We start from the raw sequence: 26,988 nt of genomic DNA on the forward strand, positions 1-26,988 counted from the left end.
AGGTGGTATACCGCGAGTATACTTTCCTCATGGCTGACACCACGCTCAAGGTCGACCCCGCTGTCCGAGACCGCCTTCAGGAGCTGGCCCGGGAGCGCGGGATCAGCATGCGGGACCTCGTGGCGGAGCTGGCCGGGGCCACGCCCACCAAGGAAGAGCTGCGCAAGCGGTACGAGGAGACCAGGGCATACGTCGAGGAGCACTTCCTCGGCAGGCCCTACACGGAAGAGGACGAGAAGGCCGGCGAGAAGCTGTGGGCCGACCTTGAGGCGGGGCGTATCGGGGAGGTCCAGTGACGGACGAGGACAGGTACCCGCTGCCGCGTGCCGTCATCTTCGACGACACCGCCGCGCTCGCGCTGGGCGCGGGGAACAGCATGGCCTCCCGGCTCGTCGTCGAGGCCGAGAAGGATCCGGCGCTGCGGGTCTACATCCCGGCGCTCAGCCTGGCCGCCGCCGAGCGTGAACGGGCGGGGGTTGCCGAGCATGTCGGCGCACTGCCGTCGGTCAACATCGAGGGGCTCGACTTCGCGGCGGCGACCGCCGTGGGCAAGCGTCTGCGGACGGCGGCTTCCGGGGACGAGGAACAGAGCGGCAAGGACGAGCCGGACTGGAGTGGCGCCCATGTGCTGCACCTCGCCCTGCCCACTCTCGAGTGGCCGCGTGGCCGTCCTGTCCTGACCCGGACGCCCACCCGGTACCGGGGCACGGGGATCCGGACGATCCGCATCGTCGAGCAACGCTGACGGCTGCCGACGGATGGTGTGGTGCGGTCCAGGCCGCTTACAGCCCGGACCGCACCGCACCACGCCGCCTCAACTGAAGATGATCATCGACCCCTGTGCCAGGCTGCGCGTCGCGGCCGCGTGCAGGCCCAGCCAGACGTGGCGTTCGCGGGCGAAGGGGCTGGCGTCGTAGGGGGCGGGGGCCGCCGGTTCCTCCAGGTCCGTGGGGGCCATGGGGGGCTGGGGGGCGGCAGGCGGGTTGGCCGGGTCGATGCCGATCGACTGGGCCACGAATTCGAGTTCGCGCAGCAGCGTCTGGGAGGAGCCCAGAGGGCCGCCGCCCGCGAGGAGTTCGTCGTTGGCGAGAGGGTGCGGGAAGTCCACCGGGACATACGCGCCCGCGTGGTCGTAGTGCCAGACCAGGTGCGACTGCTGGGCGTTCGTCCCGAACATCTCCAGCAACTGCTCATAGTCGCCGCCGAGTTCGTCCACGGGCGTCACCGCGAGGCCGCACATCTGAAGCAGGTACGCACGGCGCAGGAAGTGCAGGGCGTCGTAGTCGAACCCCGCGACCGGGGCCACGTCGCCGGACAGGCCCGGCATGTACGCGTACACAGGGACCGGCGGGAGTCCTGCCTCCGCCAGCGTCTTGTCGTACAGCGCGAGTTCTTCGGCGAAGGGATTGTCGGGGGTGTGGCACAACACGTCGACAAGCGGGACCAGCCACAGGTCACAGGCCAACAGACGGCTCCTCTAGCTCTTGGTGTGCACGGTGGTCAGGGAAGCGTAATGCGCGCGGCGGTCTTGGTCAGGCCCCCGAGCGCAAGTTGGCTTCCCGGTGGCGGCCCGGGCGGGTCCCGCTCCTCAGTGCTGCGCCCCCCCAAACCCCCGATCGCCCGAAGGGCTCGTCCTCAAACGCGGGACGGTCAAAAGATCTCCGGCCGCGGGCCGCGCAGCCCCCTCATTCGGCGGCGGGGCGCGTCACTCGGCGCCCGGGAGATTCACCGGGCGGCCAGGCGCTCGATCAGCGCGAGCGAGTGCGCGTTGTACGACGTCACGATCGCCTGCGCCTCGGCCGAGTCGCGGCGGGCGAGGGCGTCCACCAGTTCCGTGTGGGCCGACCACAGATGGCCTTTGAGGTCGGCCACCTCGCGCAGGTGCTGGACCGCGCAGGCCCAGGACTGGATGCGCAGCCGGTGCAGGAAGTCGGCGAGGTAGGGGTTGCCGAAGAGGCCGCTCAGCTCGCGCCAGAAGCGGAGGTCGTAGCCGATCAGGATGTTCAGCTCGCCGGCGGCGGCGGCGCGCTGGGCCTCCTCGCCGCGGCGGCGGACGCCCGAGAGGGCGGCGGTGATGCGGGGGTCCTGGGGCCGGGTCATGACGCCGACGGTGATGGAGCGGAAGATGCCGTCCGTGACGAGGCTCCGCGCCTCGATCATGCCGCGGTAGTCGGCCGGGGAGTACTCGTGCACCCGGAAGCCGCGGTGCTGGTCCGCCTCCAGGAGGCCCTGCGCCGACAGGTCGACCAGGGCCTCGCGGACCGGGGTCGCGGAGACGCCGTACTGCTCGGCGATCTCCTTCACCGTGAACGCCTGGCCCGGCTGGAGGCGGCCGGCCAGCACCTCGTCGCGGAGCGCGTCCGCGAGCTGCTGGCGCAGGGTGCTGCGGGTTACGGCGCCCTTGGCGCCGGTGCCGGGCATGGTGTCGGGCTCCCCTTGTCGCGTATGTCTCGGAGTCAGTCACCATACGCCGTGGGGGGTGAGGGGAGAGTTCCTCGCCCCCTCCGCCCCTACCCGTCCCTTGTTCCTGGGGGCTCTGCCCCCAGACCCCGGTATCGCGCTGAACGCGCTCGTCCTCAAACGCCGGACGGGCTGAAACGGGGCGGCGGGGGCGACTGCATCCATCAGCGGCTCCGCCGCGGGCCACCCCTCACACCACGTACGCGTCCGCCACCGCCAGCGCCTCGTCCAGCACCGCGAGCCCCTCCTTGGCCTCCCCCTCGGTGATGTTGCACGGCGGCACGACATGGGTGCGGTTCATGTTGATGAAGGGCCACAGGCCCCCCGCCTTGGCGGCGGCGCCGAACGCGGCCATGGGCGCGTTGTCCGCCCCGGTGGCGTTGTAGGGCACCAGCGGCTCCCGGGTCTCCCGGTCCCGCACCAGCTCAAGGGCCCAGAAGACCCCCGTACCCCGCACCTCGCCCACGCTCGGATGCCGCGAGGCAAGCTCGCGCAGCCCGGGCCCGATGACCGTCTCCCCGACATACGCGGCCTGGTCGACGATCCCCTCCTCCTCCATCACGTTGATCGTGGCGACGGCGGCGGCACAGGCCAGCGGATGCCCCGAGTACGTCAGCCCACCGGGGTAGGGCCGCCGCGCGAAGGTCTCCGCGACAGCCCCGGAGATGGCGACACCGCCCAGCGGCACGTACCCGGAGTTCACGCCCTTCGCGAAGGTCATCAGGTCCGGTGTCACGCCGTAGTGATCGGCGGCGAACCACTTGCCCGTACGCCCGAACCCGGCCATCACCTCGTCCAGGATGAAGACGATCCCGTACCGGTCGCAGAGCGTGCGCACTCCGGCGAGGTAGCCCGGCGGCGGCGTCATGATGCCCGCCGTACCCGGAATCGTCTCCAGGATCACGGCCGCGATCGTGCCCGGTCCCTCGAAGGCGATCGTGTCCTCAAGGTGCTGAAGCGCCCGCTCGGACTCCTGGAGCTCGGTCTCCGAGTGGAAGGGGGAGCGGTAGAGGAAGGGCGCCCAGAAGTGGACGACACCCGCCGCGCCGGTGTCGCTCGGCCAGCGTCGGGGGTCGCCGGTGAGGTTGATCGCGGCGGAGGTGGCGCCGTGGTACGAGCGGTAGGCGGAGAGGACCTTCGGGCGCCCGGTGTGCAGTCGCGCCATCCGCGTCGCGTTCTCGACGGCCTCCGCACCCCCGTTGGTGAAGAAGATCTTGTCCAGATCACCCGGGGTCCGTTCGGCGATCAGCCGGGCCGCCTCCGAACGCGCCTCCACGGCGAAGGCGGGCGCGAACGTGACCAGGCTCGCGGCCTGCTCCTGGATCGCGGCGACGACCTTCGGGTGCTGGTAGCCGATGTTGGTGAAGACGAGCCCACTGGTGAAGTCCAGATACCGCTTGCCGTCGAAGTCCCAGAAGTACGACCCCTCCGCACCGGCGACGGCGAGCGGGTCGATGAGCTCCTGCGCGGACCAGGAGTGGAACACGTGCGCACGGTCCGCGGCCTTCACGGCGGCGCCGACCTGGGGGTTGGGCTGAGGGGTCATGCGGCGAGCGTAAATGTCCACGGTACGGGCGCGACATCGGCGTCTTGTCTGCGGTCGGGGGCTTTCCGCGACAGTCTGTCGGGCTTCGGGCTTCGGAGCTTCAGGGCTTCGGGGCTTCGGAGCGAGGAAGCCCCTCGGGATTTATTGACAGCATGCTGTCGAAATGACAGCATGCTTACATACTCACTTGCGTACCCGGTCAAGGAGGAGCGATGAACCGCAGCACGCCTGAGGTCAAGCCGTTCGAGCCGTTCAAGCCCGTCCACCTCGCCGTGTACGACACCTACGCCGACTGGGAGACCGGTCACACCACCGCCTACCTCGCCCGCGCCGGCCGCGAGATCCGTACCGTCGGCCCCACCCGGGAGCCCGTGACGACGATCGGCGGCCTCCGTATCCAGCCCGACCTCGCCCTCGACGAGCTCCGGCCCGAGGACAGCTCGCTGCTGATCCTCACCGGCGCGGACCTCTGGACTGAGACATCAGCCGCTACCGCGGCGGGCGGCGGCGACCTCGCCCCCTTCGCCCGCAAGGCCCGCGCGTTCCTCGACGCGGGCGTCCCCGTCGCCGCCATCTGCGGCGCCACCGCCGGTCTCGCCCGCGAAGGCCTGCTCGACGACCGCGCGCACACCAGCGCCGTGTCCTTCTACCTCGCCGCCACCGGATACAAGGGCGGCGAACGGTACGTCGACACCGACGCCGTCACCGACGGCAACCTGGTCACCGCGGGCCCCACCGAACCCGTCGCCTTCGCCCGCGAGGTCTTCGGGCTCCTCGGTGTGTACGAGGGCGAGGTCCTTGACGCCTGGTACCGGCTCTTCCACGACTCCGACCCCGCCGCCTACGCCGTACTCGAAAAGGCCGGGCAGTGAGCCGAGCGCGCCAGGACCTGCTGAGCCGCAGCGCACTCGGCGTCTTCCGGCTCAACGGACAGTTCCTTTCCGTGGCCGAGGAGTTGGCCCGGCCCGCCGGACTCACCGCCGCCTGGTGGCAGGTGCTCGGCGCGGTGCTCCGCGAGCCGCTGCCCGTCTCCGGGATCGCCCGCGCGATGGGCATCACCCGCCAGAGCGTGCAGCGCATCGCCGACCTGCTGGTGGCCAAGGGGCTGGCCGAGTACCTCCCCAACCCCGCCCACCGCCGCGCCAAACTCCTCACCCCCACCGAGGAGGGCCGCGCCGCCATCACCAAGGTCGGCCCCGGCCACGCGGACCTGGCCGACCAACTGGCCGAGGCCCTTGGGGAGGACGAATTCGCGGAGACCGTACGGGTGTTGGAACGCCTGTCCGCGACCCTCGACGCCATGACCACGAACAGCGCTCGGGATGTCACAGAAACGGAACACCCCGTTACGGAACCGTAGACACCGCCCCGCCCACCTCCCCGTACGACCGCACTATCCTCAGGCTGTCGCACTGGTACGGGGGAGGGTGGGCGCAGCCATGGACAAGCTGGGAGCGGGGGATCCGCAGCGCATCGGCGCGTATCGGCTGCTGGCGCGGCTCGGTGCCGGCGGGATGGGGCACGTGTATCTCGCCCGGTCCGACCGGGGGCGTACGGTCGCGGTCAAGCTGGTGCGCAAGGAGCTCGCCGAGCAGGAGGAGTTCCGGGCGCGGTTCCGGCAGGAGGTGCTGGCGGCGCGCCGGGTCGGCGGGTACTGGACGGCGCCCGTCCTTGACGCGGACACCGAGACCGAGATCCCCTGGCTGGCCACGGGTTACGTCGCGGGTCCCACCCTGCAAACCGTCGTGGGCCACGACCACGGGGCCCTCCCCGAGCGGTCGGTACGCATCCTCGCGGCCGGGCTCGCCCACGCACTCCAGGACATCCACGCCGCCGGGTTGATCCACCGGGACCTCAAGCCCTCGAACATCCTCGTCACCATCGACGGGCCCCGCGTCATCGACTTCGGGATCGCGCGCGCCCTGGAGACCGTGACCGAGAGCGGCCTCACGCGCGCCGGCGCGCTCGTCGGCTCGCCCGGGTTCATGGCCCCCGAGCAGGTCCGCGGTGACCGCATCACGGCCGCGTGCGACGTGTTCTGTCTGGGCTCGGTCCTCGCGTACGCCACTACGGGCGCCCTTCCCTTCGGCAGCGCCGACTCCGGTGCGCACGCGATGATGTTCCGCATCGCGCAGGAGGAACCCGACCTGGAGGGGATCCCGGAGGGCCTCGTCGACCTCGTACGCGCCTGCCTGCACAAGGACCCCGCCGCCCGGCCCGGCCTCGGCGAGATCCTTGAACTGTCCGGCGCGCAGGACACCGTCTCGGACGGGCGGTCGCGCGATCCCTGGCTGCCGAGTGCTCTGGTGGCTCAACTCGGGCGGCATGCCGTGCAGTTGCTGGACACGGAGGACCCGGACGAGGGGTCGGGGTCGGGTGCCCCGACGACACGACTGGGACGCGTCCCGGCCGCCCCGGCGTCGACTCCGGCTCCGGCCCCGACATCGGCTCCGGTACCGGCTCCGGACCTGTCCAAGCCGCCGAGGTTTGCGACTCCTCCCCAGACCCCTCCGGAGCACGCCCCCGCCCCGTCCGACGAAGGCCCGATCCCGCCTCCGCCGGGAAGGCCGACTCCCGTGGAGCACCAGCCCACGATGATCGCGGGTACGGGTACGGGCCAGGCGTCGCCCCCGCCAGCTCCGCCGACCACCCCGCACCCCGCGTACGGCTATCCCCAGCAGCATCCCCAGCCGTACCCGCATCCGCAGCCGTCGGCGCCCCCCGCCCAGGCCCCGCACCCCGCGTACGGCTATCCGCAGTCGGGCGGCTGGATCCAGCCGCCCGGGACAACACCCCCGTACGGCCCCGGCCCCGGAGTTGCCCCCTTCTCGCCCTTCGCCCCCCAGCCCGACCGCTCGGGCAGAAGCAGTCGCTCCACGGCGGCCCTGATCGTCGTGGCGCTGGTCGTCGCGCTCGGCGCGGGCGGCTCCGTCTACGCGCTGATGAGCGGCGGCGGAGGCGACACGACCGACGACTCCAAGCGGTCGCCCGACTCCAGCGCGCCCGTGACGTCCGGCCCGGCCACACCCGAGCCGTCCGCCACCACGGCAAGCGCCTCGCCGACGACGCAGGCACCCGAGGGCGGCGCGATTGCGGAGGTGTACCTCGGCACCTGGAGTTCCGGCATAGACAACGACTCGGGCTCCAACACCCGCCAACTGGTCATCCAGCAGGGCGAGGTGGGTGACACGGTCCTCTCGCTCACCGCGGACGGCCCGGCCGGCAGCGGCACGTACCACTGTGTCTTCCAGGCCGCACTGGCCAAGACCCCGACCGCCGACGGACCGCTGGAGATCGGCCCCTCCGAGGTCACCGTCGGCGAACCGGCCACCGCCTGCTCCCCGGGCGCCGCCTCCGAGGTCACGCTCCTCCCGGACGGCAGCCTGCGCCGCGTGAACACGGACTCGGGCGAGGCGCTGACGTACACGAAGAGCGGATGACGGCGCCTCAGTAAGTTCACCTGGCGTCTTCCGGACGTTCCCGCTTCGCGCCGTACCGTTTCCGCACCATCGGGCTCGGGGGAGTGGCTCAAGTGGAGTGGCTGAGCGCAGAGAATGTGGTGGCTGTCGGGACCGCCGTGATCGGTGTCGTCGCCTCCGCCGTGATGGTCTGGTACGAGCGCCGGATACCGCGCCGTAAGCGCATCGGCTACCGGGTGCAGATGGACAACCCGGTGGGCGACGACGTGCGTTCGGGGCGCGCGAACGTCCGGCAGGGATGGTTCGACGAGGCGCCCGGCATGGCCGACGCCACACTGGTACTGCTGCGCATAGAGAACGACGGCTCGCAGAGCATCGCGGGCGACGACTACACGAGCCGTGAACGGCACGGTCTGACCGCGGTGTTCACGGACCGCACCATCCGGGGCGTGTCCGTCACCCAGCCGCCCGGCACCGACCATCTGATGGACCACTTCACCCGTGCCGCGGGCCTCGCCTACGAGGGCAACACCCTGCTCATCCCGCGCGTCCCGCTCAACCGGGGCGAGCACTTCAAGCTGCTGGTGCTGCTGTCCGGCGGCGACGTGGGGTCCCCGATACGGATCATCGGCGGTATCAGGGACGGCGAGGTCCGGCCCAACCGCAGTACGACACCGGACGACCGGCCGCCGCTGTTCAGCCGTGCGGCCCGGCTGATCACCGTGCTGCTGACCGTGTGCGTCGTGACGCTCGCGCTGATCGTCGTGATGCGGGACGACACCCGGCCTCCGATCGGATGCGAGACGGGCAGCCTGACGGTCACCGGCTCGACCGCCTTCGCGCCCGTGATGCGCGAGCTGGCCGAGAGGTACCAGGACGACTGCGAGGGCGCCGACATCGCGGTGGACGCGCACGGCAGCCAGGCGGGCATGCGCGAGCTGGACACCGCCGGAGCGCAGTCCAAGAACGGTTCGCCGCCCGTTATCGCCCTCTCCGACGGGCCCAAGCCGAGCGGACTCGACAAGCTGCGCGAGAACCGCGTCGCCGTTTCGATCTTCACCCTGGTCGTCAACGACGAGATCCCCCTCATGAACCTCTCGATCGACGACGCACGCCGCCTCTACCGCGGCGAGATCAAGAACTGGACGGAGCTCGGCGGCCCCGACCTGCCCGTCCTCCTCGTCAGCCGGGACGCCAACTCCGGTACCCGGCAGGTCTTCCAGCGGCGCGTTCTCGGGCGCGGCGAGATCGCGAACTCCTCGCTGGACTGTGTCCACAAGGACGACCCGACCGCTCTGGTCGTGCGCTGCGAACTCGACTCCACCGACCAGGTGTTGAGCACGGTGGCCAAGCTGCCCGGCGCGGTCGGCTACAGCGAGCTCAACAGCGCCAACGACTACGACGGCCTGCACCGGATCGGGCTCGACGGACACGACGCCTCCGTCGAGGACCTCGAACACGGCACCAGCGAGTATCCGTACCGCGAGATCGAGTACGCCTATACCTACGGCGCCCCGCCCGCCGACTCCCTCGCCTCCAGCTTCCTCACCTACATCAGGGGCGCCGGCCAGGACGTGATCCGCACGCACGGACACCTGCCGTGCGACACCCCGGTGGGGTTGAAGATCTGCGGTGCGGGCTGAGCCCGGCTGTCCCTCAAGGGCCGCCTCGACGCCCCCTTGCCCGAGGCTTGTCGCGTACACAACCATTGCGGTGGCAGCCCAGCGGTTGACCTGAGCCCCAGGAGGACGCATGCGCCACAGCAGGAGATCGATCCTGACCGCGACGGCAGCGGGTGCGGTGACGCTGGGGGCGACGGCGCCTCCGGCGCAGGCGGCTTCCCCCGGCCCCGATTCCGGCTCCCGGCCGCCCGCGACCGCCCAGCCTCCCACTCGCGAACTCCACGCCCTCCTCAAGGAGATCGACCGCGCCCGCATCGAGGCGACCGTCCGCAAACTGGTCTCCTTCGGCACCCGCCACACCCTCTCGTCGCAGGACGATCCGGTACGGGGCATAGGCGCGGCGCGCGACTGGATAGCGGCCGAGCTGCGGACGTACGCGGCGGGCTCGGGTGGCCGGATGACGGTCGAACTCCAGTCGTACATCCAGGAACCGGCATCCGGTGTCCCCGCCCCCACCCGCATCACGAACGTCGTCGCGACCCTGCGCGGCTCGGTCACACCGGAGCGCGTGTACGTCGTCTCCGGCCACTACGACTCGCGGGTCACCGACCTCATGGACGCCACTTCGGACGCGCCGGGCGCGGACGACGACGCGTCCGGGGTGGCGCTGGCGCTGGAACTCGCCCGTGTGCTGGCCAGGCGTCGCCCCGCCTCGACGATCGTCTTCGCGGCGGTCGCGGGGGAGGAGCAGGGCCTGTACGGATCCACCTACATGGCGCAGCAGTACAAGGCGGCCGCTGTGGACGTCCAGGGCATGTTCACCAACGACATCATCGGCAGCTCCACCGGGGACGACGGCACGCGGGACCCGTACACCATCCGCCTCTTCGCTGAGGGCGTGCCCAGCTCCGAGACCCCGGCACAGGCCGCGACGCGCCGCTCGGTGGGCGGTGAGAACGACTCTCCCTCCCGCCAACTGGCCAGGTTCGTCAGGGATGTCGCTGACAACGACGCGACCGGGATGCACGTGCGGGTCATCTACCGCCGCGACCGCTACCGCCGGGGCGGCGATCACATCCCCTTCCTCGAACGCGCCTACCCCGCCGCCCGTTTCACCGAACCCGCCGAGGACTTCGCCCACCAGCACCAGGACGTACGCGTCGACGAGAACGGCCAACAGTTCGGCGACCTCCCGGAGTTCTGTGACTTCGCGTTCATCACGCGGGTCGCGAAGGTCAACGCGGCGGCTCTGTGGACCCTGGCCCAGGCCCCGGGAACCCCGCGCGACGCGAAGATCATCACGTCCACCCTGACCAACTCCACCAAGCTGGTGTGGACCCGCGGCACCGAACCGGACCTCGTCGGCTACGAGGTGGTCTGGCGCGAGACGACAGCCCCCGAGTGGACCCACGTGATCCCCGCGGGCGACGTGACGACCCACGAGGCCGACCTCTCCAAGGACAACGTGTTCTTCGGCGTACGGGCGGTAAGCCGGGCGGGGGCGAGAAGCCCGGTGGCGTTCCCGGCACCGCAGGTGTAGAGCTTTCAGCCCGTCCGGCGTCTGAGGACGAGCCCTTCGGGCGACCGGGGGCCTGGGGGGCGGAGCCCCCAGGCACGGGACGGGCAGGGGCGGAGGGGGGCGGGAAAACACCCCACCCCTCACCGCGGCTCCGGCGGCCGCTGCCGAGGCATGTTCGGCCGCGTCCCCGGCGGCAACGGCAACCGCCCAGGCGGTGCCCCCTCGGGCCGGGGAGACCCGGCCAGGGCCGACTGGATCCCCATCGGCGCCGAGCCCGTGCGGAACTCCACCATCCAGTCCGCCGTCTCGGCCCGCACCAGCTCCGTCACATCGTCCGAGAACCGCCGCAGAACCCCAAGACACCGATCGGCGGCCTCACTGGCCGTCCCCTCCGTCGGCCCCAGAACCTCCCGCACACTCTCGGACGCCCAGTCGAACTGGAGCACCTGAAGCCGCCGCTGCACCGCCTGAGCCGTGGCCACGTCCCTTATCCACCCGGACGTCACCCCGAAGAACCGGTCTCCCGCGACGCACGCGCCCGCGAGCAGCAGCGCCAGATACCCCCAGAGGGCCACCCCGCCGACCACGCCCGTGAGGTCGAGCAGCGGCAGCGCGGCCCCGGCGACAGCGCCCAGCGCCGCCCCGCACCGCAGCAGCCGCGCCCCGTGCCGCTTGCGGACCCGGTCCGTGAGATACCAGGAAGCGGTGTCGAGCGCCCCGCGCTCCACCCACCGGTACAGCTCGTCGAGCCGCTCCGCGGGCTCGCCCCAGTCCCCGAGCGGAAACGGCCGCCCGGTCAGGTCGCCGCCCGGCCGGGCCCCCGCGGCGCCGTCGTCGCGCCCGCCCGGCCCGCCCCGGCCGTCCTGGGGCGGCCCCTCGGGCTGCATCTCCGGCTGGCTCACCCGGCACTCCCTACTGACGACGGTGATGACGTTCCGTGACGCCACGTGACGCATGATGCAGGAGCGTCGCACTCTTCTTACCGCCCAATGGGTGGCGATGGCCCTGGTTTCACCGCTTTTCTGATCGGAAGTGGGGCTTGATCAGGTATAGGCTTCCGGACCGTCTCACTCGAAAGAGTGCTTGAGCGACGGGCCCGCGGACCACGTAGGCTCGTGCCGAGAGGGAAAACCCCGTACTCGCAGCCGTACTCGAAGCGGTATGACAACCGCACTCACAGCCGTACGAAACCAGGAGCTGATCGTGATTCCCGGTGGTGGCCAGCCCAACATGCAGCAGTTGCTCCAGCAGGCCCAGAAGATGCAGCAGGACCTCGCGAACGCGCAGGAGGAACTCGCGCGCACCGAGGTCGACGGCCAGGCGGGCGGCGGCCTGGTGAAGGCGACGGTGACGGGCTCCGGTGAGCTGCGGGCCCTGGTCATCGACCCGAAGGCCGTCGACCCGGACGACACCGAAACCCTCGCGGACCTGGTCGTCGCGGCGGTCCAGGCGGCGAACGAGAACGCGCAGGCGCTCCAGCAGCAGAAGCTCGGCCCGCTCGCCCAGGGGCTGGGCGGCGGCAGCGGTATCCCCGGCCTGCCGTTCTGAGACAAGGCGTGCCGATTGAGACACGGCATGCGGTTCTGAGACGTGGCCTGCCTTTCTAAGAAGGGCAAGGGCCAACTACGGTACGTACGTACCGCCGAAGCACGCACGTGAGGGCCCAGGAAAGGCAGTCCGTTGTACGAAGGCGTGGTCCAGGACCTCATCGACGAGTTGGGGCGACTCCCCGGCGTCGGTCCCAAGAGCGCGCAGCGGATCGCTTTCCACATCCTCCAGGCCGAGCCGACGGACGTCCGCCGTCTCGCGCAGTGCCTGATGGAGGCCAAGGCGAAGGTCCGCTTCTGTGCGACCTGCGGGAACGTCGCGCAGGAGGAGCTGTGCAACATCTGCCGCGACCCGCGCCGCGACCTGTCGGTCATCTGCGTGGTCGAGGAGTCGAAGGACGTCGTGGCGGTGGAGCGCACCCGCGAGTTCCGGGGCAAGTACCACGTCCTGGGCGGCGCGATCAGCCCGATCGAGGGTGTCGGCCCTGACGACCTGCGCATAAGGGAACTGCTGGCCCGTCTCGCCGACGGTGTGGTCACGGAGCTGATCATCGCCACGGACCCGAACCTGGAGGGCGAGGCCACGGCCACGTACCTCGCCCGCATGATCAAGCCAATGGGCCTCAAGGTCACCCGCCTGGCCAGCGGCCTCCCGGTGGGTGGCGACCTGGAATACGCGGACGAGGTCACGCTCGGCCGCGCCTTCGAGGGGAGACGACTCCTAGATGTCTGACGCCACGCTTCACGCGACCAGCCAGGACCCGGACGACTTCGTGGTCCAGATCGCGGACCAGGTGGAGAGTTTCCTGGTCGCCGTCTCCGAGGTGGCGAAGGGCGACGAGCCGGACTCGGCGGTCCCCTTCCTCCTCCTGGAGGTCTCCCAGCTCCTGCTGGCCGGCGGCCGCCTCGGCGCGCACGAGGACATCCTTCCCGACGAGCGCTACGAGCCCGACCTGGGCCCGGAGCCCGACGTGGACGACATCCGCGAGCGCCTGGCGGTGATGCTGGAGCCGATCGACGTGTACTCGGAGGTCTTCGACCCCTACGAGCCGCGCAAGGCCCCGGTCCCGGCCCGCATCTCCGACGACCTCGCCGACGTCATCGCCGACCTCCGCCACGGCATGGCCCACTACCGCGCCGGCCGCACCACGGAAGCCCTCTGGTGGTGGCAGTTCTCCTACTTCTCCAACTGGGGCTCCACCGCCTCCGCCACCCTCCGCGCCCTCCAGTCCGTGGTCGCCCACGTCCGCCTCAACCAGCCCCTGGAAGAACTGGACGGCCTCGACACCGACCAGGACCTCGGCGAGGAAGCCCTCGCGGAGGAGGCCGGCAAGGTCATGGCGGAGGAGATCGCGGAGCCGCTGGGGCTGCGGACGGTGCAGTAGCGGTCGTCTTTGATGCGCTGAGGCCCGACCTCCCGATCTCAGATCAGCGCGAGCAGCCGCCCCGCCTCCACGTAAGGCGCCGTAGCCGTCGGTTCGCTGTACCAGCGCAGCGGCCAGGTGTTCCCGTCCAGCGCCGGGATGCCGATGTACGTGAGGGTGAGCGTGCTCCTCCCGCCGAACTGCTGCACGCCCAGGGGCCAGTCGTGCCGTCGCACATCCCCCGGAGCGAGCAGGAAGTACATCCACCGGTACCCGGTCGTCTCGCAGATGATCGGTCCCGCGTCACCATCGGTCGTGTCGATGAGCCGCCCGGCGACCCGTTCCCCTCGGGGGCCCTCGATTCGTACGGCGTCGAAGTAGACGCCGGTCACACGGAGTTGATGCCCGGAGGCGGGGATCCAGTCGGGCGGGTGAATTGCGTTCGTCATGGTCACACGGTGACAGTCGCGAGGCTACGCTCGGTAGTGACCGAGGGGATACACGCCGGGGTGTATCAGTCGGAGGTGGCCGCTGTGTCAGTCCAGTACAACTCCGCTTCGCCGGCGCCGATCAACTGGCGCTACAGCGGCAACCAGTTGAAACGCTGGCGCACCAAGGCGAACGTGACCCGCGAGGAGCTGGCCGCCGCCTCCAATTATTCGCCGGACACGATCAAGTCCATGGAGCAGGGCGTACGGATGCCGACGCCGCGCGTGCTGGACGTGGCCGATGAGTTGTGCCGGGCGGAGGGGTTACTCAGTGCGGCCAAGGAGTACCTCCAAAGGGAGAAGTTCCCAGCGCGGGCGCAGGACTACATGCAGTACGAGCACGAGGCAATCAACCTTTGGTGGTACGAAGTCGCCCTGATCCCAGGGCTGTTGCAGACCGAGTCCTACGCGAGGGCTCTGATCGGCAACCACACTCCAACCCTCGACGAGGAGATCGTCGAGGAGCGGGTTATGGCGAGGCTGGAGCGCCAGGGCATCCACACGCGTAAGCCGTTGGCTGCCTGTAGCTATGCGTTGTACGAGGCAGCACTGCGCGGACCGTACGTGCACAAGGAGCAACTGCTGCACCTCTTGGAAATGGCGAAGGTGCGCAACGTCTCTATCCAGGTGTTGCCCTACGGCAGGGCCATGACCGCCGCGCTCCACGGACCGATGGTGCTTCTGGAGACCAGGGATCACGAGCGCTTCGCCTACACGGAGGCCCCGTCGACAAGCCAGCTGACCTCTGACCCGGCAGTCGTCAGCGCGCAGACCGAGCGGCTTAGCATGATCCGCATGATGGCCCTCGACCCTGACGAGTCGGCCCGCTTCATCGAGCGGATGGTGGATGAGCTATGAACGACGAGCTGAAGTGGTTCAAGGCCAGCTACAGCGACGGTGAGGGCGGCGCCTGCGTCGAAGTCGCTCTCCCTGCACCGACGATGACGATCCACGTGCGCGACTCCAAGGTCCCCTCCGGCCCCGAACTCCGCATCGCGGCCCCCGCCTGGACCGCCTTCATCTCCGCAGTTCACCCCGGAGCTTGAGCCCCGGGACCCGAGCTCTTCCCATGGGTTCCGGGGGAGGTTCGCCTGCAACCTTCCCCCACCAGCCCCTCACGTTCGCCACTCCGGCACGTCATCATGGACGTATGAGCTCAAAAGCAGTGCTGTGGACCGGGATTGGGCTGTGTGCGGCGGGGGCCGTGGGACTGGTCGTCGGGGGTTTGCTCGACGTCGATGCGGCTGATCCGTGGGCGAGTGTGGCGGGAGGGGCCGCGGGGCTGGTGGGGCTTGCGCTCACGTTGTACGTGCTGGTCATGCCGTCGTCGGCGCCCGCGGCGTCCACGTCTTCGGTGACCGCTGGTGGTGAGCGGTCCGTTGCCGCGGGCGGGAGCATTGGATCCGCGACTACCGGAAACGGCACCGCGGCCGCGACTCCACCGGCCATGCCCGGTCCGCCACCGGCCCCCGGCGGGACCGTCACCGCCTCCGGTGAGCGTTCCGTCTCCGCCGGCGGTGACATCGGCAGCGTGTCGACGGGCGACGCGTGAGCGGCGGTTCGGTGGAGGCGTCCGGGGAGCGGTCGGTTGCCGCGGGCGGGGACATCGGGCAGGTGGTGACCGGGGACTTCGTCACGCTGGCCGAGCGGGCGACGGTGTTGCCGGCGGAGGCGTTCACGCTGGGGCCCTGCACCTTTCCGGTGCGGAACGTGCCCCCGCGGGGTGCGCAGTTCGTCGGGCGGGCGCGTGAACTCGCCCTGCTGGACGGGTCGTTCGGCGCACCCGGCGGCGTGGTCGTGCATGCCGTGCACGGGCTGGGCGGGATCGGGAAGTCGACGCTGGCCGCGCACTGGGCGAGCGGCCGGGCGGCGGACTTCAACCCGGTCTGGTGGATCACCGCCGAGTCCCGGACCGACGTGGAGGCGGGCCTTGCCGCCCTCGGCCGTGCTCTTCAGCCCGCCCTGGTCGACCTCCTGTCCGAGGACGCCTTCCGCGAACGTACCCTCCAGTGGCTGGCCGCCAACGACGGCTGGCTGCTCGTCCTCGACAACGTCTCCGACCCTGCCGACATCCAGCCCCTGCTCGCTCGGGTGCCGGGCGGGCGCTTTCTGATCACCACCCGCCGGGGCGCGACGAGTTGGCGGGGGATCGCCGAGCCGCTGGACCTCGACGTGCTCGAACTGGCGGAGGCGGTCGAACTGTTCACGGGCGTCCACCGGGGACGCAACGCGGGTGTCGAGGAGCTGTGCCGCGAACTGGGGTGCCTGCCGCTGGCGGTCGACCAGGCCGCCGCGTACTGCCGGGAAGCGGGGATCACTCCGCGCAAGTACCTGAAGCTGCTCGCCAGTTATCCCGCGGACATGTACGCGGCCACGGCCGAAGGCGGTGACGCGCAGCGCGCGGTGGCCCGCGTCTGGCGCATGACGCTGGACCGGCTCGGTGACACCCCCGAGGCCCGGATGATCCTGTTGGTCACGGCCTGGTGGGCGCCGGACGGCATTCCGCGTACGTACCTCGAACCGCTCGGGAGCCCGCCCCAGGTCACCGAGGCGATCCGGCGTCTCGCGGCCCACAGCATGATCACGCTGCGCGGCGACGGCACGATTTCGGTGCACCGGCTGGTGCAGGCGGTGGCGCGCACGCCGGAGCTCGCCGGGGCGCACCGGTCTCCCCGGCTCGTCGACGCCGGCCGCGAGATCGCCGTACGGCTGCTGGAGGACAGGGAGGCGGCGGACGAGGAGGACGGCGAGCCGGTGGGCTCCCATCGCGTCTGGGCGACGCACGTCGAGGCTCTGGCGTCCCGGTCCGCACCGGAGACGGACACCGAGGTGACCGCGGAGCTCTACGGCACCGCCGGGGTGCAGTACTCGCTGGACGGTCACGGCGTCCGCGGGGTGACGCTGTGCGAGCGGGCGGCGGACACCGCCCTGCGTCTTTGCGGACCGGACCACGAGAGGACCATTGCGTCCCGGAGCCGGCTGGCCCTGAGCTACCGGGCCGCGGGGGAGCTGGACCGGGCTCTCACCCTGATCACGCAGGTGCTGGCGGACTCCGAACGGGCGCTGGGCCCCGATCACCTACAGACCTTCGAGGCTCGTGGCGTCACGGCCGACATGCTCGCGGCGTCCGGCGACCATGAGCGCGCGCTGACGCTGGCCCGCGAGAACGCCGAGGCTGCGGCGCGGGTGCTGGGTGAGGATCACCCCGAAACCCACGACGCCCTGCTGACGTTGCGCTCCATCCAGCGGGACTCCGCCAAGGAAGCGGGAACGGAAGCGGGAACGGAAGCGGGAACGGAAGAAGGAACGGAAGAGGGAGGGGGAGGGGAGCAGGAGGGGGACACCTTCGTTCGTACCCTCACCGACCAGCTCTCCCGTGCGGTGGCGACGTTGGGGGAAGACCATTCCACCGTCTCCGACCTGAGGATGGAGCTTCTCTTCGCGTTGCGGAAGGCCGGTGAGATCGACGAGCCCCTCAGGCTGGTCGCGGAGGCCGTGGCCGTGAACCGGAGGATCCTCGGTGACACCGGCATGCCGACCCTGCACGCCCGTGCTCTACAGGTCGTGCTCCTGCGGGCGGCCGGGGACGAGGCGCGTGCCCACGCGCTGGTACCGGACATCGTGGCGGACATCGAGAGCGCACTCGGCGACGGCCCGTTCGCGGGGACGCTGCTCAGGTCGCTCTTCCCGCAGCCCACTGAGCCTCCCGAGCCACCGGCGCCGTCGGCGGCGCCTCCGGCGTCCCCCGAACCTCCCGCAGCAACTCCGGCATCGACACGGGGCTTTACGAGTTCACCGTGAACCATCACTCCGCTCTGCTTCCGCCCGTGGGCTGACCGTCACGGTGGGCCGCGCCGGCCGGGACTCCCGCTGAATCCCCGGGAAGTCTTGGCCATGCGCTGATCGTTTCCTGGGCGGGTCTTTGCCTGCACGAGAGGAAAGTGGAACCGCTCCCGGAAGGCACCAAGCGGGAGCAACTAACTTAACCTGCACAGGAGTTGTGATGCGTCACATACGGACTCGCGCGGCCATAGCCGCCGCCGCGGCCCTGATCGCCGCGGGCACCATCACCGCCGGTGTCAGCACGGCCAGCCCTGAGGCGAAGAGCACCAAGCCCACCACGGCGGAGATCGCCGGCCTCTTCGACGGCTGGAGAGCCGCGCTGGCGACGGGCGACCCGGAGATCGTCGCCGACCGGTACGCGAGCGACGCGGTGCTGCTCCCCACCCTCTCGCCCGAAATCCGTACGGACCGCGCGGGGATCGTCGACTACATGACGAGCTTCCTCGCCAAGAAGCCCGTGGCCTCGAAGGTCCAGACCGTGATCAAGGTTCTCGACAACAACGAGGCCATCGACACGGGGCTTTACGAGTTCCAACTCACCGACCCCGATACCGGCGTGGTGAGCACGGTCGAGGCGCGCTACACGTTCGAGTACGAGAAGCTCGACGGCCACTGGCTGATCGAGAACCACCACTCCTCTCTGCTGCCCGCCGCAAGCTGACCGCCCCGCACAGGCCGCTCCCGACCCCGGTCGCGTTCCGCAACGTAAGGCCACGGTCCCGCCGTCGTCGGTCATTGGCTGTTTGACGATGGCGAGGCCGAGACCGGAGCCGGAGCGCCCGGTCAGGCCCTGGCCGCGCCAGAAGCGGTCGAAAGCAGAAGCGCTCGAAGGCGCGGGACTTGTCCGCGTCCGACATGCCGGGGCCTGGTCGAGGACCGCCGGCTCCACCGAGTCGGCGCCCGCTGACACCCGTAGGTACGGTGATCGTGGTGCCGTCGGAGGACACCTCCAGGGCGTTGGAGAGCACCTACTCGGCACCTCCGCCGCGGACACCTTCGGCTTGGAGTCCTCCGCCGCGGACACCTTCGGCTCGGACACCTCCGCCTCGGGCACCCTCGGCTCGGATACCTCCGCCTCGGGCACCCTCGGCCCGGGCGGACATGAGCAGGCCGTTCACCAGGCGGCCCATCCCGTACCGCCTCGGTAGTCGCCTGCTCGCCTGCTCACCTGCTCCACATCCTCGTGTACGAAGAAGCCGCCGACTTCCGCCGCAGCGCGCTCGGGTGTGACGCGGCGCACTTTCCGAATGGTGGGTCCCGGCCGCGGGCAGGTGCCGTGCGGAGCGGCCGGAGGACTTCGCCGACCTGACGGACCGGGTGATCACTTCGTGGGCGGGACATCTCACGATGCGATACCCCGGAGGGGAATTCCGGCCGCTCGTTAGACTGAGCCGACCGCAGTTGTGCGGTGCAGAGACGGATTGATCGAGGAGCGCACGTGGGCCTTGTCGTGCAGAAGTACGGAGGTTCCTCCGTAGCCGATGCCGAGGGCATCAAGCGTGTCGCCAAGCGAATCGTGGAAGCGAAGAAGAACGGCCACCAGGTGGTCGTGGTCGTTTCCGCGATGGGCGACACGACGGACGAACTGATCGATCTCGCCGAGCAGGTGTCTCCGATGCCCAGCGGGCGGGAGTTCGACATGCTGCTGACCGCTGGAGAGCGGATCTCCATGGCGCTGCTGGCCATGGCGATCAAGAACCTGGGCCACAGCGCCCAGTCGTTCACAGGCAGCCAGGCGGGTGTCATCACCGACTCGGTCCACAACAAAGCGCGGATCATCGACGTCACGCCGGGCCGTATCCGTACGGCGCTCGACGAGGGCAACATCGCCATCGTCGCCGGCTTCCAGGGCGTCTCGCAGGACAAGAAGGACATCACCACGCTCGGGCGCGGCGGGTCCGACACGACCGCCGTCGCGCTGGCGGCGGCCCTCGACGCCGAGGTGTGCGAGATCTACACCGACGTGGACGGCGTGTTCACCGCCGACCCGCGGGTGGTCAAGAAGGCCCGGAAGATCGACTGGATCGCCTTCGAGGACATGCTGGAGCTTGCCGCCTCCGGCTCCAAGGTGCTGCTCCACCGCTGTGTGGAATACGCGCGCCGCTACGACATCCCGATCCATGTGCGCTCGTCCTTCAGTGGACTACAGGGCACCTGGGTCAGCAGCGAACCGATTCAGCGAGGGGACCAGAAGGTGGAGCAGGCCATCATCTCGGGTGTTGCGCACGACACCTCCGAGGCCAAGGTCACGGTCGTCGGCGTCCCGGACAAGCCCGGCGAGGCCGCCTCGATCTTCCGCGCGATCGCCGACGCCCAGATCAACCTCGACATGATCGTGCAGAACGTGTCCGCGGCCTCCACCGGCCTCACCGACATCTCCTTCACCCTCCCCAAGACCGACGGCCGCAAGGCCATCGACGCCCTGGAGAAGGCGAAGGACGTCATCGGCTTCGAGTCCCTGCGCTACGACGACCAGATCGGCAAGATCTCGCTCGTCGGCGCCGGTATGAAGACGAACCCGGGTGTCACGGCCGGCTTCTTCGAGGCCCTGACCCAGGCCAACGTGAACATCGAGCTGATCTCGACCTCCGAGATCCGCATCTCGGTCGTCACCCGCGCCGACGACGTGAACGAGGCCGTGCGCGCCGTGCACTCCGCCTTCGGCCTCGACTCCGACAGTGACGAGGCCGTCGTCTACGGAGGCACCGGACGATGACCGTCCTCGCGTACGACCTGTACGACTCGTACGGAGGTACGGGCCGCTGATGGCCCGTACCGGTGCCCATACCGGGGCGCGGACCGAACGGCCGACGCTCGCGGTCGTGGGTGCGACCGGAGCCGTCGGCACGGTGATGCTCCCGATCCTGTCCCAGCACGCCGACATCTGGGGCGAGATCCGTCTCATCGCCTCTCCGCGCTCGGTCGGCCGCAAGCTGGCCCTGCGCGGCGAGGAGGTCGAGGTCGTGGCCCTCACGGAGGAGGCCTTCGACGGGGTCGACGTCGCCATGTTCGACGTACCGGACGATGTCGCCGCCCGGTGGGCGCCGATCGCCGCCGCCAAGGGCGCGGTCGTCGTCGACAACTCCGGCGCCTTCCGGATGGACCCGGACGTGCCCCTCGTCGTACCGGAAGTGAATCCGCACGCGGCGCGCGTCCGTCCGCGCGGGATCATCGCCAACCCGAACTGCACGACCCTCTCCATGATCGTGGCCCTCGGCGCGCTGCACGCCGAGTTCGGGCTCCGCGAGCTGGTGGTGTCCAGCTACCAGGCGGTGAGCGGGGCGGGCCGCGCGGGCATCGACACCCTGCGCCAGCAACTGTCGCTGGTGGCGGGTACGGAACTGGGGACCAAACCCGGTGACGTACGGCGTGCGGTCGGGGACAACACCGGGCCGTTCCCGGAGCCGGTGGCGCTGAACGTGGTGCCGTGGGCCGGGTCCCTCGCCGAGGACGGTTTCTCCTCGGAGGAGATGAAGGTACGCAACGAGTCCCGCAAGATCCTCGGGCTCCCCACCCTTCCCGTCGCCGTGACCTGCGTACGCGTCCCCGTCGTCACCACGCACTCTCTCACCGTCCACGCCCGCTTCCAGGGTGAGGTCACCGTCGCCAAGGCGCGGGAGATCCTCGCCACCGCGCCTGGTGTCGTGCTGTTCGACAACCCGGCCGCCGGTGAATTCCCCACGCCCGTCGACGTGGTGGGCACGGACCCGACCTGGGTCGGACGGGTACGCCGCTCGCTGGACGATTCGACGGCACTCGAACTGTTTGTCTGTGGGGACAACCTGCGCAAAGGTGCCGCATTGAACACGGCGCAGATCGCGGAGCTCGTGGCGGCGGAGATCACGCGGGCCTGAGTTCTGCGTTCTGAGTGTCCGGAAGTCGGAATCCTGGTGGCGACAGAAGGATTCGTTTGTAGGATCTGTGTTGGATGTGTGGTGCGAGCATCCGGATGGGCGCGCCGGTCTTCAGGTGACCGGTGGGTCTGGTTGGGCACGCCGGTCTTCAGGTGGTCGGTGGGTCCGGAGGGGCTTTCCGGTGTTCGTGTGGCCGGTGCGGTCGGCCGGATGTGTGGTGAGGGTAATGGTCCACACCACTTGAAACGAGTCATCAAGTCGTTCGAAGATTTTCCTCCCCGTCCTCCGCAACCGTGCGGAGGGCGGGGAGCGTCTTTGCGGTCGCCGTTCAGGGGTGGTCGGACGTCGCGGTAAAACGGGACATAGGGGATGAGCTGGTCGCATGAGGGCATTTGACGCATTGTCAAAAGGGGTGCCTGACGCAAACGCGACGCCTGATGCGTACAACCCTGGCGGGGGGACGCGTGTCCAACTGGCGTGGCAGAGGTACTCGATTTCACAGCGGTACAGACAAGGGGCAGCGCCCTGCGTCCGCCCCGCCGACTCCGTGGCTCCGGTGCGCCCGGTGGCATGCCGGTGATCGCGCCCATGCCTTCAGCGCGGCCCACCCGCATTCCGGACCAGCGCGACGGCGCCGAGGACAGCACGGCCGCCGGAACCACCGTCGACCATCTGACCGAGACCTACCGCGCGCACTACCGCTCGCTCCTGGGTCTCGCGGCACTCCTGCTCGACGACACCGCCTCCTGCGAGGACGTCGTCCAGGAGGCCTTCATCCGGGTGCACTCGGCGCGCAAACGCGTCCGTGACCCGGAAAAGACGCTCGCGTATCTGCGTCAGACCGTGGTGAACCTCTCGCGTTCCGCCCTGCGTCGGCGCATCCTCGGTCTCAAGCTCCTCTCCAAGCCGATGCCCGACATGGCGAGCGCGGAGGAAGGCGCCTACGACCAGTTGGAGCGCGACGCGCTGATCAAGGCGATGAAGGGACTCCAGCGCCGCCAGCGCGAGGTCCTTGTCCTGCGCTACTTCGCCGACATGACCGAGGCCCAGGTCGCCGAGACGCTCGGGGTGTCGCTGGGATCGGTCAAGGCGTACGGCTCGCGCGGTATAGCGGCGCTCCGTGTTGCCATGGAGGCGCCGGTATGAGTGGGTACGACGAGCAATGGCGTCCCGGGGAACCCCGGCGCCCCGAGGACGAGCACAAGCAATCGCATGCTGGGAACGGAATTGTGAACCACGGCCCCGAAACACATGGCCGCGACGGAGCCGGCCCGGAGGAACGGGGCTCGGAGGAACGGGGCTCGGCGGGACTGGGCTCGGGAGGGCTCGGTCCTGACGGACCCGCCTCCGGAGGACTTGGCTCCGTAGGGCAGGACCTCGAAGGGTTCGGTTCGGACGAGCAGGTGCTGCGGCTGTTGCTGCGCCAGGCCGTTCAGGAGATCGAGCCCACCGACGGAACCCTGGACCACCTGCGCCGTGCGGTGCCGGTCAGGCGAGCTCGCAAGCGCCAGGCCGTGGTCGGCATGGCGGCCGCCGCGCTCTTCATCGGCACCGCGGTGCCGGCTCTGCTGCACGTCTCGAACGCCTCGGGATCGAACGACAATCCGTACATCGCGGGCAGCAGCTCGCAGACGCAGGGCGGCTCCGGCGAGGGCAAGACCGCGGACGGGGGGGAACGCGCGGTGGGCGGTTCCTCCGGCACGGCCAGGGACCCGGGCAAAGGAGGCACGACGAGCACGCCGGAGGCGAGCAAGGACGCGGGGAGCGAGGCAAGCACCGGTGGCACCGACGAGACGGTGCCCTCGACGCTGAGCGCGCCCCTGTGCACCGCGGCCCAACTCGGCGGGGCCACCAGCAGCCTCGGCGACCCGGACTCCACCGGCACGGTCTACGGCTCCTTCGCCGTTTCGAACGTCTCCACCACGGCGTGCGCGGTCAGCGGGGCGGGCAGCGTGGGCACCGCCACGCAGGGCGCGGCGGACTCCGCCAAGGTCAGCGTGGTGAACCACGTGACGGGCGACGCGGCCACCGGCCTGCCCGACCCCTCCACGGAGGTCACCTCGCTGGTACTTCAGCCGGGCACCTCGTACGTCGTGAGGTTCGCCTGGGTGCCCTCGGAGACCTGTCCGATCACCAGCGAGCCCTCGCCGGACCCGAGCCCGACGGGCGAGGGCACCACCGGCGGCACCTCCACGGACTCCGGCGGCGCCTCGACGCAGATGGTCACGGAGGACGGGGCGACCGACGGCAGCGTCACCGTCTCGCACACGGATCAGACGGGTACGGCCACGGTGGCCACGACGATCTCCAACGCGTGCGCGGGCACGGTGTACCGCACGGGGGTGCTGGCGGCCGGCGGGACCTGAGCCGGCTCCCACGGGTCTTCGCGAAGGACTGGGGTGAGGACTGAGGACCGGGACTGAGGACCGGGACTGAGGCAGGCCTACGAGACCGGTGCGACTGTGGACCGGGGAAGGTCTACGAGACCGGTGTACGGGCGGTGGTGTCCGGTACCGGCTCCTCGGCCGGGACATCCCGGTCCGGGCCCGGGTCCGGGAGCAGGCCCAGTTCCGAGTCCCGCGCGAACTCCACCTCGCGGCGCAGCAGCCGGAACCACATGAAGAGCACGAAGCCCGCGAAGACGAACCACTCACCGGTGTAGCCGAGGTTCTGGAACGCCTTCAGGTCCAGGCCGGTGTCCTGCGGGGCGGTCGCGGGCACGGCCGTCATCCCGCTGTCGGCCTTGTCGAGAGTGATCCACGCGTCGTACACCTTGTACGGCACCAGGTTCACCAGCGACGCCGCGCTGATCGCGCCGGTCTGGCCCTCGGGCAGCCCGCCGACGGCACTCACCCCGTTCGACCCCGGGCTCTCGGACGCCTGGAGCGCGCCCGTCACCGTGACCTCGCCGCTCGGCGGGGCCGGGACCTTCGCCGGGTCCGCTTCGCCGGGCAGCCAGCCCCGGACGACGGGGAGCGCCCTGCCGTCGTCGGTCCGCAGCAGCGTCAGTACGTAGAAGCCCTGCTTGTCGTCCACGTCGCGGTCCGGCACGAGCAGTTGGTCGGCGTAGTGGCCGGTCGCGATGGCCTGGTTGCCGGACGTGGTCTTGTCCACGGGGAGCAGCTCGGCCAGCGGCCGCGGCGCTTCCGTCTTCGCCGCCTCGACCTGCTTGTTCGCGTCCCTGCTGCTCTGCACCCGGTCCTCGAACCGCCCCAACTGCCAAGAGCCCATGAAGATGCAGAAGGGGATGGCCAACAGCACGAAGACGTTGATCCCCCACCAGCGGGGTGTGAGCAGAAACCGGTACACGCCTTCAAAGGTACGGGGCGGCGGGGCGGGGCCGGGCGTCGGGGTACGGCGCCGTTTCGCAGGACGGCGTCCACGATGCCGGGAAGTTATCCACAGGCTGGGGACCCCGGCAGCGGATTGCCGGGTGGGGCAGGCACTATGGGGCCATGACTGAGAGCAACGGGCCCCTCCAGGGGAAAGCGACCGCAGCGCAGGACGGATCCACGCCGGACTGGGAGAAGCGCTTCAGGGCGCCGCGGGTGTCGCTGCCGGACTGGGCGGAGGACGCACCGCACCGCTCGCTGTTCGTCTCGAACGCGACGGGGACGTATGAGCTGTATGCGTGGGACCGGGCGACGGGGGAGCAGCGCCAGGTCACGGACCGGGCGAACGGCACGACGGACGGGGTGCTCTCGCCCGACGGCGAGTGGATCTGGTGGTTCGACGACAAGGACGGCGACGAGTTCGGTATCTGGCGCCGCCAGCGCTTCGAGGGTTCCGACGCCTCCGGCGGCCCCGACGAGCCCGCGGCTCCGGGCCTTGAGCCCTCCTATCCCGGGGGACTCGCGATCGGCCGGGACGGGCGTACGGCTGTCGTCGGGCGTTCCACCGACGAGGACGGCTCGACGATCCATGTGGCCAGGACCGGCGAGGACCCTGTGGAGATCTACCGCCACCGCGAGTCCGCGGGCGTCGGCGACCTCTCGCACGACGGCTCGCTGATCGCCGTCGAGCACACCGAGCACGGCGACGCGATGCATTCGGCGCTGCGGGTGCTGCGCCCGGACGGTTCGCCGGTCGCGGAGCTCGACGACACCAAGGGCGGCACGGTCGAGCTGGGCCTGGAGGTGCTGGGCTTCGCCCCGGTCGACGGGGACACGCGGCTGCTCATCGGGCATCAGCGGCGCGGCCGTTGGGAGCCCCTGGTGTGGGACGTGGCGACCGGCGAGGAGACGGAGCTGGCCCTCGACCTGCCCGGCGACGTGGGCGCCGAGTGGTATCCGGACGGCTCCGCACTGCTCGTCGCCCACAGCTTCGAGGCCCGCAGCGACCTGTGGCAGTACGACCTGGCGTCCCACGAGCTGATCCCCGTGCCGACCCCGCCGGGCTCGGTGTCGGGGGCGACGGCCCGGCCGGACGGAGCGGTGGAGTACCTGTGGTCGTCGGCGGCCGAGCCGTCGCTGGTCCGCTCGACGACGGGCGCCGTGGTCCTGGACCCGCCGGGCCTGAAGTCCCCGGGATCCGTCCCGGTGGAGGACGTCTGGGTGGAAGGCCCCGGCGGCCGCGTCCACGCCCTCGTCCAGAAGCCGGCGGGCGCCAGTGGCCCCCTCCCCACGGTCTTCGACATCCACGGCGGCCCGACCTGGCACGACAGCGACTCGTTCGCGGCGGGGCCGGCGGCATGGGTGGACCACGGGTACGCGGTGGTGCGGGTCAACTACCGCGGTTCCACCGGGTACGGGCGTGAGTGGACGGACGCGCTCAAGCACCGCGTCGGTCTCATCGAGCTGGAGGACATCGCGGCCGTCCGCGAATGGGCGGTGACGTCCGGGCTCGCCGACCCCGACCGGCTGATCCTCACCGGCGGTTCCTGGGGTGGGTACCTCACGCTTCTCGGCCTGGGTACCCAGCCGGACGTCTGGACCCTCGGTATCGCCGCGGTGCCGGTCGCCGACTACGTCACGGCGTACCACGACGAGATGGAGGCGCTGAAGGCCATGGACCGTACCCTCCTCGGTGGCACCCCGGAGGAGGTCCCGGAACGCTTCGCGGCGTCGTCCCCGCTGACATACGTCGACGCGGTGAAGGCGCCGGTCTACATCTCGGCCGGGGTCAATGACCCCCGCTGCCCCATCCGCCAGGTCGAGAACTACGTCGACCGTCTCGCCGCTCGCGACGCCGTCCACGAGGTGTACCGCTACGACGCGGGCCACGGGTCCCTGGTCGTGGACGAACGCATCAAGCAGGTCCGGCTGGAACTGGACTTCGCGGAGCGGCACCTCGGCGGGTAGCGGGCGGATTTTTCGCCCCCTCCGCC

The 26,988-nt window shown here is 70.3% G+C and carries 27 protein-coding genes; 21 read left to right on the forward strand and 6 right to left on the reverse strand.

Going from position 1 to position 26,988, the window contains the following annotated elements; all coding sequences use genetic code 11:
• Positions 1 to 29: 29 nt before the first annotated feature.
• Positions 30 to 296, forward strand: a complete 267-nt coding sequence (locus tag ACIPC1_RS15490) for a hypothetical protein (protein WP_402517053.1) — start codon at positions 30 to 32, stop codon at positions 294 to 296.
• Entirely contained in the window at positions 293 to 745 is a 453-nt protein-coding gene (locus ACIPC1_RS15495) for a hypothetical protein (protein WP_402517054.1), read from the forward strand. The genes ACIPC1_RS15490 and ACIPC1_RS15495 overlap by 4 nt, the downstream gene beginning before the upstream one ends.
• A 69-nt stretch (positions 746 to 814) precedes the next feature.
• On the opposite strand, the gene ACIPC1_RS15500 is transcribed toward ACIPC1_RS15495, so the two are convergent.
• The 3 genes from ACIPC1_RS15500 to ACIPC1_RS15510 all read right to left on the reverse strand — a co-directional run bounded on the left by ACIPC1_RS15500 (position 815) and on the right by ACIPC1_RS15510 (position 4,006).
• Positions 815 to 1,465, reverse strand: a complete 651-nt coding sequence (locus ACIPC1_RS15500) for a hypothetical protein (RefSeq protein ID WP_402517055.1) — start codon at positions 1,463 to 1,465, stop codon at positions 815 to 817.
• Positions 1,466 to 1,725: 260 nt separating this feature from the next.
• Positions 1,726 to 2,421, reverse strand: a complete 696-nt coding sequence (locus ACIPC1_RS15505; RefSeq protein ID WP_402517057.1) for a GntR family transcriptional regulator — start codon at positions 2,419 to 2,421, stop codon at positions 1,726 to 1,728.
• 229 nt (positions 2,422 to 2,650) lie between these two features.
• A complete protein-coding gene (locus ACIPC1_RS15510; protein ID WP_402517060.1) occupies positions 2,651 to 4,006 on the reverse strand; it encodes an aspartate aminotransferase family protein in 1,356 nt (451 codons plus the stop codon).
• A gap of 212 nt (positions 4,007 to 4,218) precedes the next feature.
• Between ACIPC1_RS15510 and ACIPC1_RS15515 the strand changes: the two genes are divergently transcribed.
• From ACIPC1_RS15515 to ACIPC1_RS15535, 5 genes are all read left to right on the forward strand, one after another.
• Complete coding sequence (locus tag ACIPC1_RS15515) at positions 4,219 to 4,878, forward strand: type 1 glutamine amidotransferase family protein (RefSeq protein WP_402517062.1); 660 nt, start codon at positions 4,219 to 4,221, stop codon at positions 4,876 to 4,878.
• Positions 4,875 to 5,366: a MarR family winged helix-turn-helix transcriptional regulator gene (locus ACIPC1_RS15520; RefSeq protein WP_402517064.1), complete on the forward strand. Its 492-nt coding sequence runs from the start codon at positions 4,875 to 4,877 to the stop codon at positions 5,364 to 5,366. Before ACIPC1_RS15515 ends, ACIPC1_RS15520 begins: the two co-directional genes overlap by 4 nt.
• A gap of 79 nt (positions 5,367 to 5,445) precedes the next feature.
• Complete coding sequence (locus ACIPC1_RS15525) at positions 5,446 to 7,446, forward strand: serine/threonine-protein kinase (RefSeq protein ID WP_402517067.1); 2,001 nt, start codon at positions 5,446 to 5,448, stop codon at positions 7,444 to 7,446.
• Between the two features lie 92 nt (positions 7,447 to 7,538).
• On the forward strand, positions 7,539 to 9,068 hold the full coding sequence (locus ACIPC1_RS15530) for a substrate-binding domain-containing protein (RefSeq protein ID WP_402517070.1): 1,530 nt from the start codon (positions 7,539 to 7,541) through the stop codon (positions 9,066 to 9,068).
• A 109-nt stretch (positions 9,069 to 9,177) separates the two neighbouring features.
• Complete coding sequence (locus ACIPC1_RS15535) at positions 9,178 to 10,587, forward strand: M20/M25/M40 family metallo-hydrolase (protein ID WP_402517072.1); 1,410 nt, start codon at positions 9,178 to 9,180, stop codon at positions 10,585 to 10,587.
• A gap of 119 nt (positions 10,588 to 10,706) precedes the next feature.
• On the opposite strand, the gene ACIPC1_RS15540 is transcribed toward ACIPC1_RS15535, so the two are convergent.
• A complete protein-coding gene (locus ACIPC1_RS15540) occupies positions 10,707 to 11,468 on the reverse strand; it encodes an SLATT domain-containing protein (RefSeq protein ID WP_402517074.1) in 762 nt (253 codons plus the stop codon).
• A gap of 301 nt (positions 11,469 to 11,769) precedes the next feature.
• On the opposite strand from ACIPC1_RS15540, the gene ACIPC1_RS15545 reads away from it, so the two are divergent.
• From ACIPC1_RS15545 to ACIPC1_RS15555, 3 genes are all read left to right on the forward strand, one after another.
• Positions 11,770 to 12,114, forward strand: a complete 345-nt coding sequence (locus ACIPC1_RS15545; protein ID WP_384381551.1) for a YbaB/EbfC family nucleoid-associated protein — start codon at positions 11,770 to 11,772, stop codon at positions 12,112 to 12,114.
• Between the two features lie 132 nt (positions 12,115 to 12,246).
• A complete protein-coding gene (recR, locus tag ACIPC1_RS15550; protein ID WP_365429881.1) occupies positions 12,247 to 12,846 on the forward strand; it encodes a recombination mediator RecR in 600 nt (199 codons plus the stop codon).
• Positions 12,839 to 13,498, forward strand: coding sequence for a DUF5063 domain-containing protein (locus tag ACIPC1_RS15555; RefSeq protein ID WP_384381349.1), 660 nt, complete (start codon positions 12,839 to 12,841; stop codon positions 13,496 to 13,498). Before recR ends, ACIPC1_RS15555 begins: the two co-directional genes overlap by 8 nt.
• A 38-nt stretch (positions 13,499 to 13,536) precedes the next feature.
• On the opposite strand, the gene ACIPC1_RS15560 is transcribed toward ACIPC1_RS15555, so the two are convergent.
• Positions 13,537 to 13,932 carry a hypothetical protein gene (locus ACIPC1_RS15560; RefSeq protein WP_402517076.1) on the reverse strand — a complete coding sequence of 132 codons (396 nt, stop codon included), beginning with the start codon at positions 13,930 to 13,932 and terminating at the stop codon, positions 13,537 to 13,539.
• 78 nt (positions 13,933 to 14,010) lie between these two features.
• Between ACIPC1_RS15560 and ACIPC1_RS15565 the strand changes: the two genes are divergently transcribed.
• The 10 genes from ACIPC1_RS15565 to ACIPC1_RS15610 all read left to right on the forward strand — a co-directional run bounded on the left by ACIPC1_RS15565 (position 14,011) and on the right by ACIPC1_RS15610 (position 24,028).
• Positions 14,011 to 14,823 carry a helix-turn-helix domain-containing protein gene (locus ACIPC1_RS15565; RefSeq protein WP_402517078.1) on the forward strand — a complete coding sequence of 271 codons (813 nt, stop codon included), beginning with the start codon at positions 14,011 to 14,013 and terminating at the stop codon, positions 14,821 to 14,823.
• Positions 14,820 to 15,011 (forward strand): DUF397 domain-containing protein, encoded by a 192-nt coding sequence (locus ACIPC1_RS15570; RefSeq protein WP_402517081.1) that lies wholly within the window; start codon positions 14,820 to 14,822, stop codon positions 15,009 to 15,011. The genes ACIPC1_RS15565 and ACIPC1_RS15570 overlap by 4 nt, the downstream gene beginning before the upstream one ends.
• 104 nt (positions 15,012 to 15,115) lie before the next feature.
• Complete coding sequence (locus ACIPC1_RS15575) at positions 15,116 to 15,517, forward strand: hypothetical protein (RefSeq protein WP_402517083.1); 402 nt, start codon at positions 15,116 to 15,118, stop codon at positions 15,515 to 15,517.
• Entirely contained in the window at positions 15,514 to 17,766 is a 2,253-nt protein-coding gene (locus ACIPC1_RS15580; protein WP_402517085.1) for a tetratricopeptide repeat protein, read from the forward strand. The genes ACIPC1_RS15575 and ACIPC1_RS15580 overlap by 4 nt, the downstream gene beginning before the upstream one ends.
• Positions 17,767 to 17,965: 199 nt before the next feature.
• Positions 17,966 to 18,469 (forward strand): SgcJ/EcaC family oxidoreductase, encoded by a 504-nt coding sequence (locus ACIPC1_RS15585; RefSeq protein WP_402517087.1) that lies wholly within the window; start codon positions 17,966 to 17,968, stop codon positions 18,467 to 18,469.
• A gap of 340 nt (positions 18,470 to 18,809) precedes the next feature.
• A complete protein-coding gene (locus ACIPC1_RS15590) occupies positions 18,810 to 18,956 on the forward strand; it encodes a hypothetical protein (RefSeq protein ID WP_402517089.1) in 147 nt (48 codons plus the stop codon).
• A gap of 290 nt (positions 18,957 to 19,246) precedes the next feature.
• Positions 19,247 to 20,524, forward strand: coding sequence for an aspartate kinase (locus ACIPC1_RS15595; protein WP_402517092.1), 1,278 nt, complete (start codon positions 19,247 to 19,249; stop codon positions 20,522 to 20,524).
• A 49-nt stretch (positions 20,525 to 20,573) separates the two neighbouring features.
• Positions 20,574 to 21,662 (forward strand): aspartate-semialdehyde dehydrogenase, encoded by a 1,089-nt coding sequence (locus ACIPC1_RS15600; protein WP_402517094.1) that lies wholly within the window; start codon positions 20,574 to 20,576, stop codon positions 21,660 to 21,662.
• Positions 21,663 to 22,232: 570 nt separating this feature from the next.
• On the forward strand, positions 22,233 to 22,808 hold the full coding sequence (locus tag ACIPC1_RS15605) for a SigE family RNA polymerase sigma factor (protein WP_388673917.1): 576 nt from the start codon (positions 22,233 to 22,235) through the stop codon (positions 22,806 to 22,808).
• An 83-nt stretch (positions 22,809 to 22,891) separates the two neighbouring features.
• Positions 22,892 to 24,028 carry a hypothetical protein gene (locus tag ACIPC1_RS15610; protein ID WP_402517096.1) on the forward strand — a complete coding sequence of 379 codons (1,137 nt, stop codon included), beginning with the start codon at positions 22,892 to 22,894 and terminating at the stop codon, positions 24,026 to 24,028.
• Positions 24,029 to 24,140: 112 nt separating this feature from the next.
• Here ACIPC1_RS15610 and ACIPC1_RS15615 read toward each other — a convergent pair whose 3' ends face one another.
• The gene (locus ACIPC1_RS15615; protein ID WP_402517097.1) at positions 24,141 to 24,971 is read right to left on the reverse strand and encodes an SURF1 family protein; all 831 of its coding nucleotides are present in this window, start codon (positions 24,969 to 24,971) and stop codon (positions 24,141 to 24,143) included.
• Positions 24,972 to 25,117: 146 nt separating this feature from the next.
• On the opposite strand from ACIPC1_RS15615, the gene ACIPC1_RS15620 reads away from it, so the two are divergent.
• Positions 25,118 to 26,962: a prolyl oligopeptidase family serine peptidase gene (locus tag ACIPC1_RS15620; RefSeq protein WP_402517100.1), complete on the forward strand. Its 1,845-nt coding sequence runs from the start codon at positions 25,118 to 25,120 to the stop codon at positions 26,960 to 26,962.
• Positions 26,963 to 26,988 lie beyond the last annotated feature (26 nt).

The sequence above is a fragment of the Streptomyces sp. NPDC087263 genome, assembly GCF_044744645.1.
Classification (GTDB): Bacteria; Actinomycetota; Actinomycetes; order Streptomycetales; family Streptomycetaceae; genus Streptomyces.

What these genes read in the sequence shown, in the direction of transcription:
- ACIPC1_RS15490 (WP_402517053.1), top strand. Translation starts at nt 30, where the DNA reads ATGGCTGACACCACGCTCAAGGTCGACCCCGCTGTCCGAGACCGCCTT.
- ACIPC1_RS15505 (WP_402517057.1), bottom strand. Translation starts at nt 2,421, where the DNA reads ATGCCCGGCACCGGCGCCAAGGGCGCCGTAACCCGCAGCACCCTGCGC.
- ACIPC1_RS15510 (WP_402517060.1), bottom strand. Translation starts at nt 4,006, where the DNA reads ATGACCCCTCAGCCCAACCCCCAGGTCGGCGCCGCCGTGAAGGCCGCG.
- ACIPC1_RS15515 (WP_402517062.1), top strand. Translation starts at nt 4,219, where the DNA reads ATGAACCGCAGCACGCCTGAGGTCAAGCCGTTCGAGCCGTTCAAGCCC.
- ACIPC1_RS15525 (WP_402517067.1), top strand. Translation starts at nt 5,446, where the DNA reads ATGGACAAGCTGGGAGCGGGGGATCCGCAGCGCATCGGCGCGTATCGG.
- ACIPC1_RS15535 (WP_402517072.1), top strand. Translation starts at nt 9,178, where the DNA reads ATGCGCCACAGCAGGAGATCGATCCTGACCGCGACGGCAGCGGGTGCG.
- ACIPC1_RS15555 (WP_384381349.1), top strand. Translation starts at nt 12,839, where the DNA reads ATGTCTGACGCCACGCTTCACGCGACCAGCCAGGACCCGGACGACTTC.
- ACIPC1_RS15570 (WP_402517081.1), top strand. Translation starts at nt 14,820, where the DNA reads ATGAACGACGAGCTGAAGTGGTTCAAGGCCAGCTACAGCGACGGTGAG.
- ACIPC1_RS15575 (WP_402517083.1), top strand. Translation starts at nt 15,116, where the DNA reads ATGAGCTCAAAAGCAGTGCTGTGGACCGGGATTGGGCTGTGTGCGGCG.
- ACIPC1_RS15600 (WP_402517094.1), top strand. Translation starts at nt 20,574, where the DNA reads ATGGCCCGTACCGGTGCCCATACCGGGGCGCGGACCGAACGGCCGACG.
- ACIPC1_RS15605 (WP_388673917.1), top strand. Translation starts at nt 22,233, where the DNA reads ATGCCGGTGATCGCGCCCATGCCTTCAGCGCGGCCCACCCGCATTCCG.
- ACIPC1_RS15620 (WP_402517100.1), top strand. Translation starts at nt 25,118, where the DNA reads ATGACTGAGAGCAACGGGCCCCTCCAGGGGAAAGCGACCGCAGCGCAG.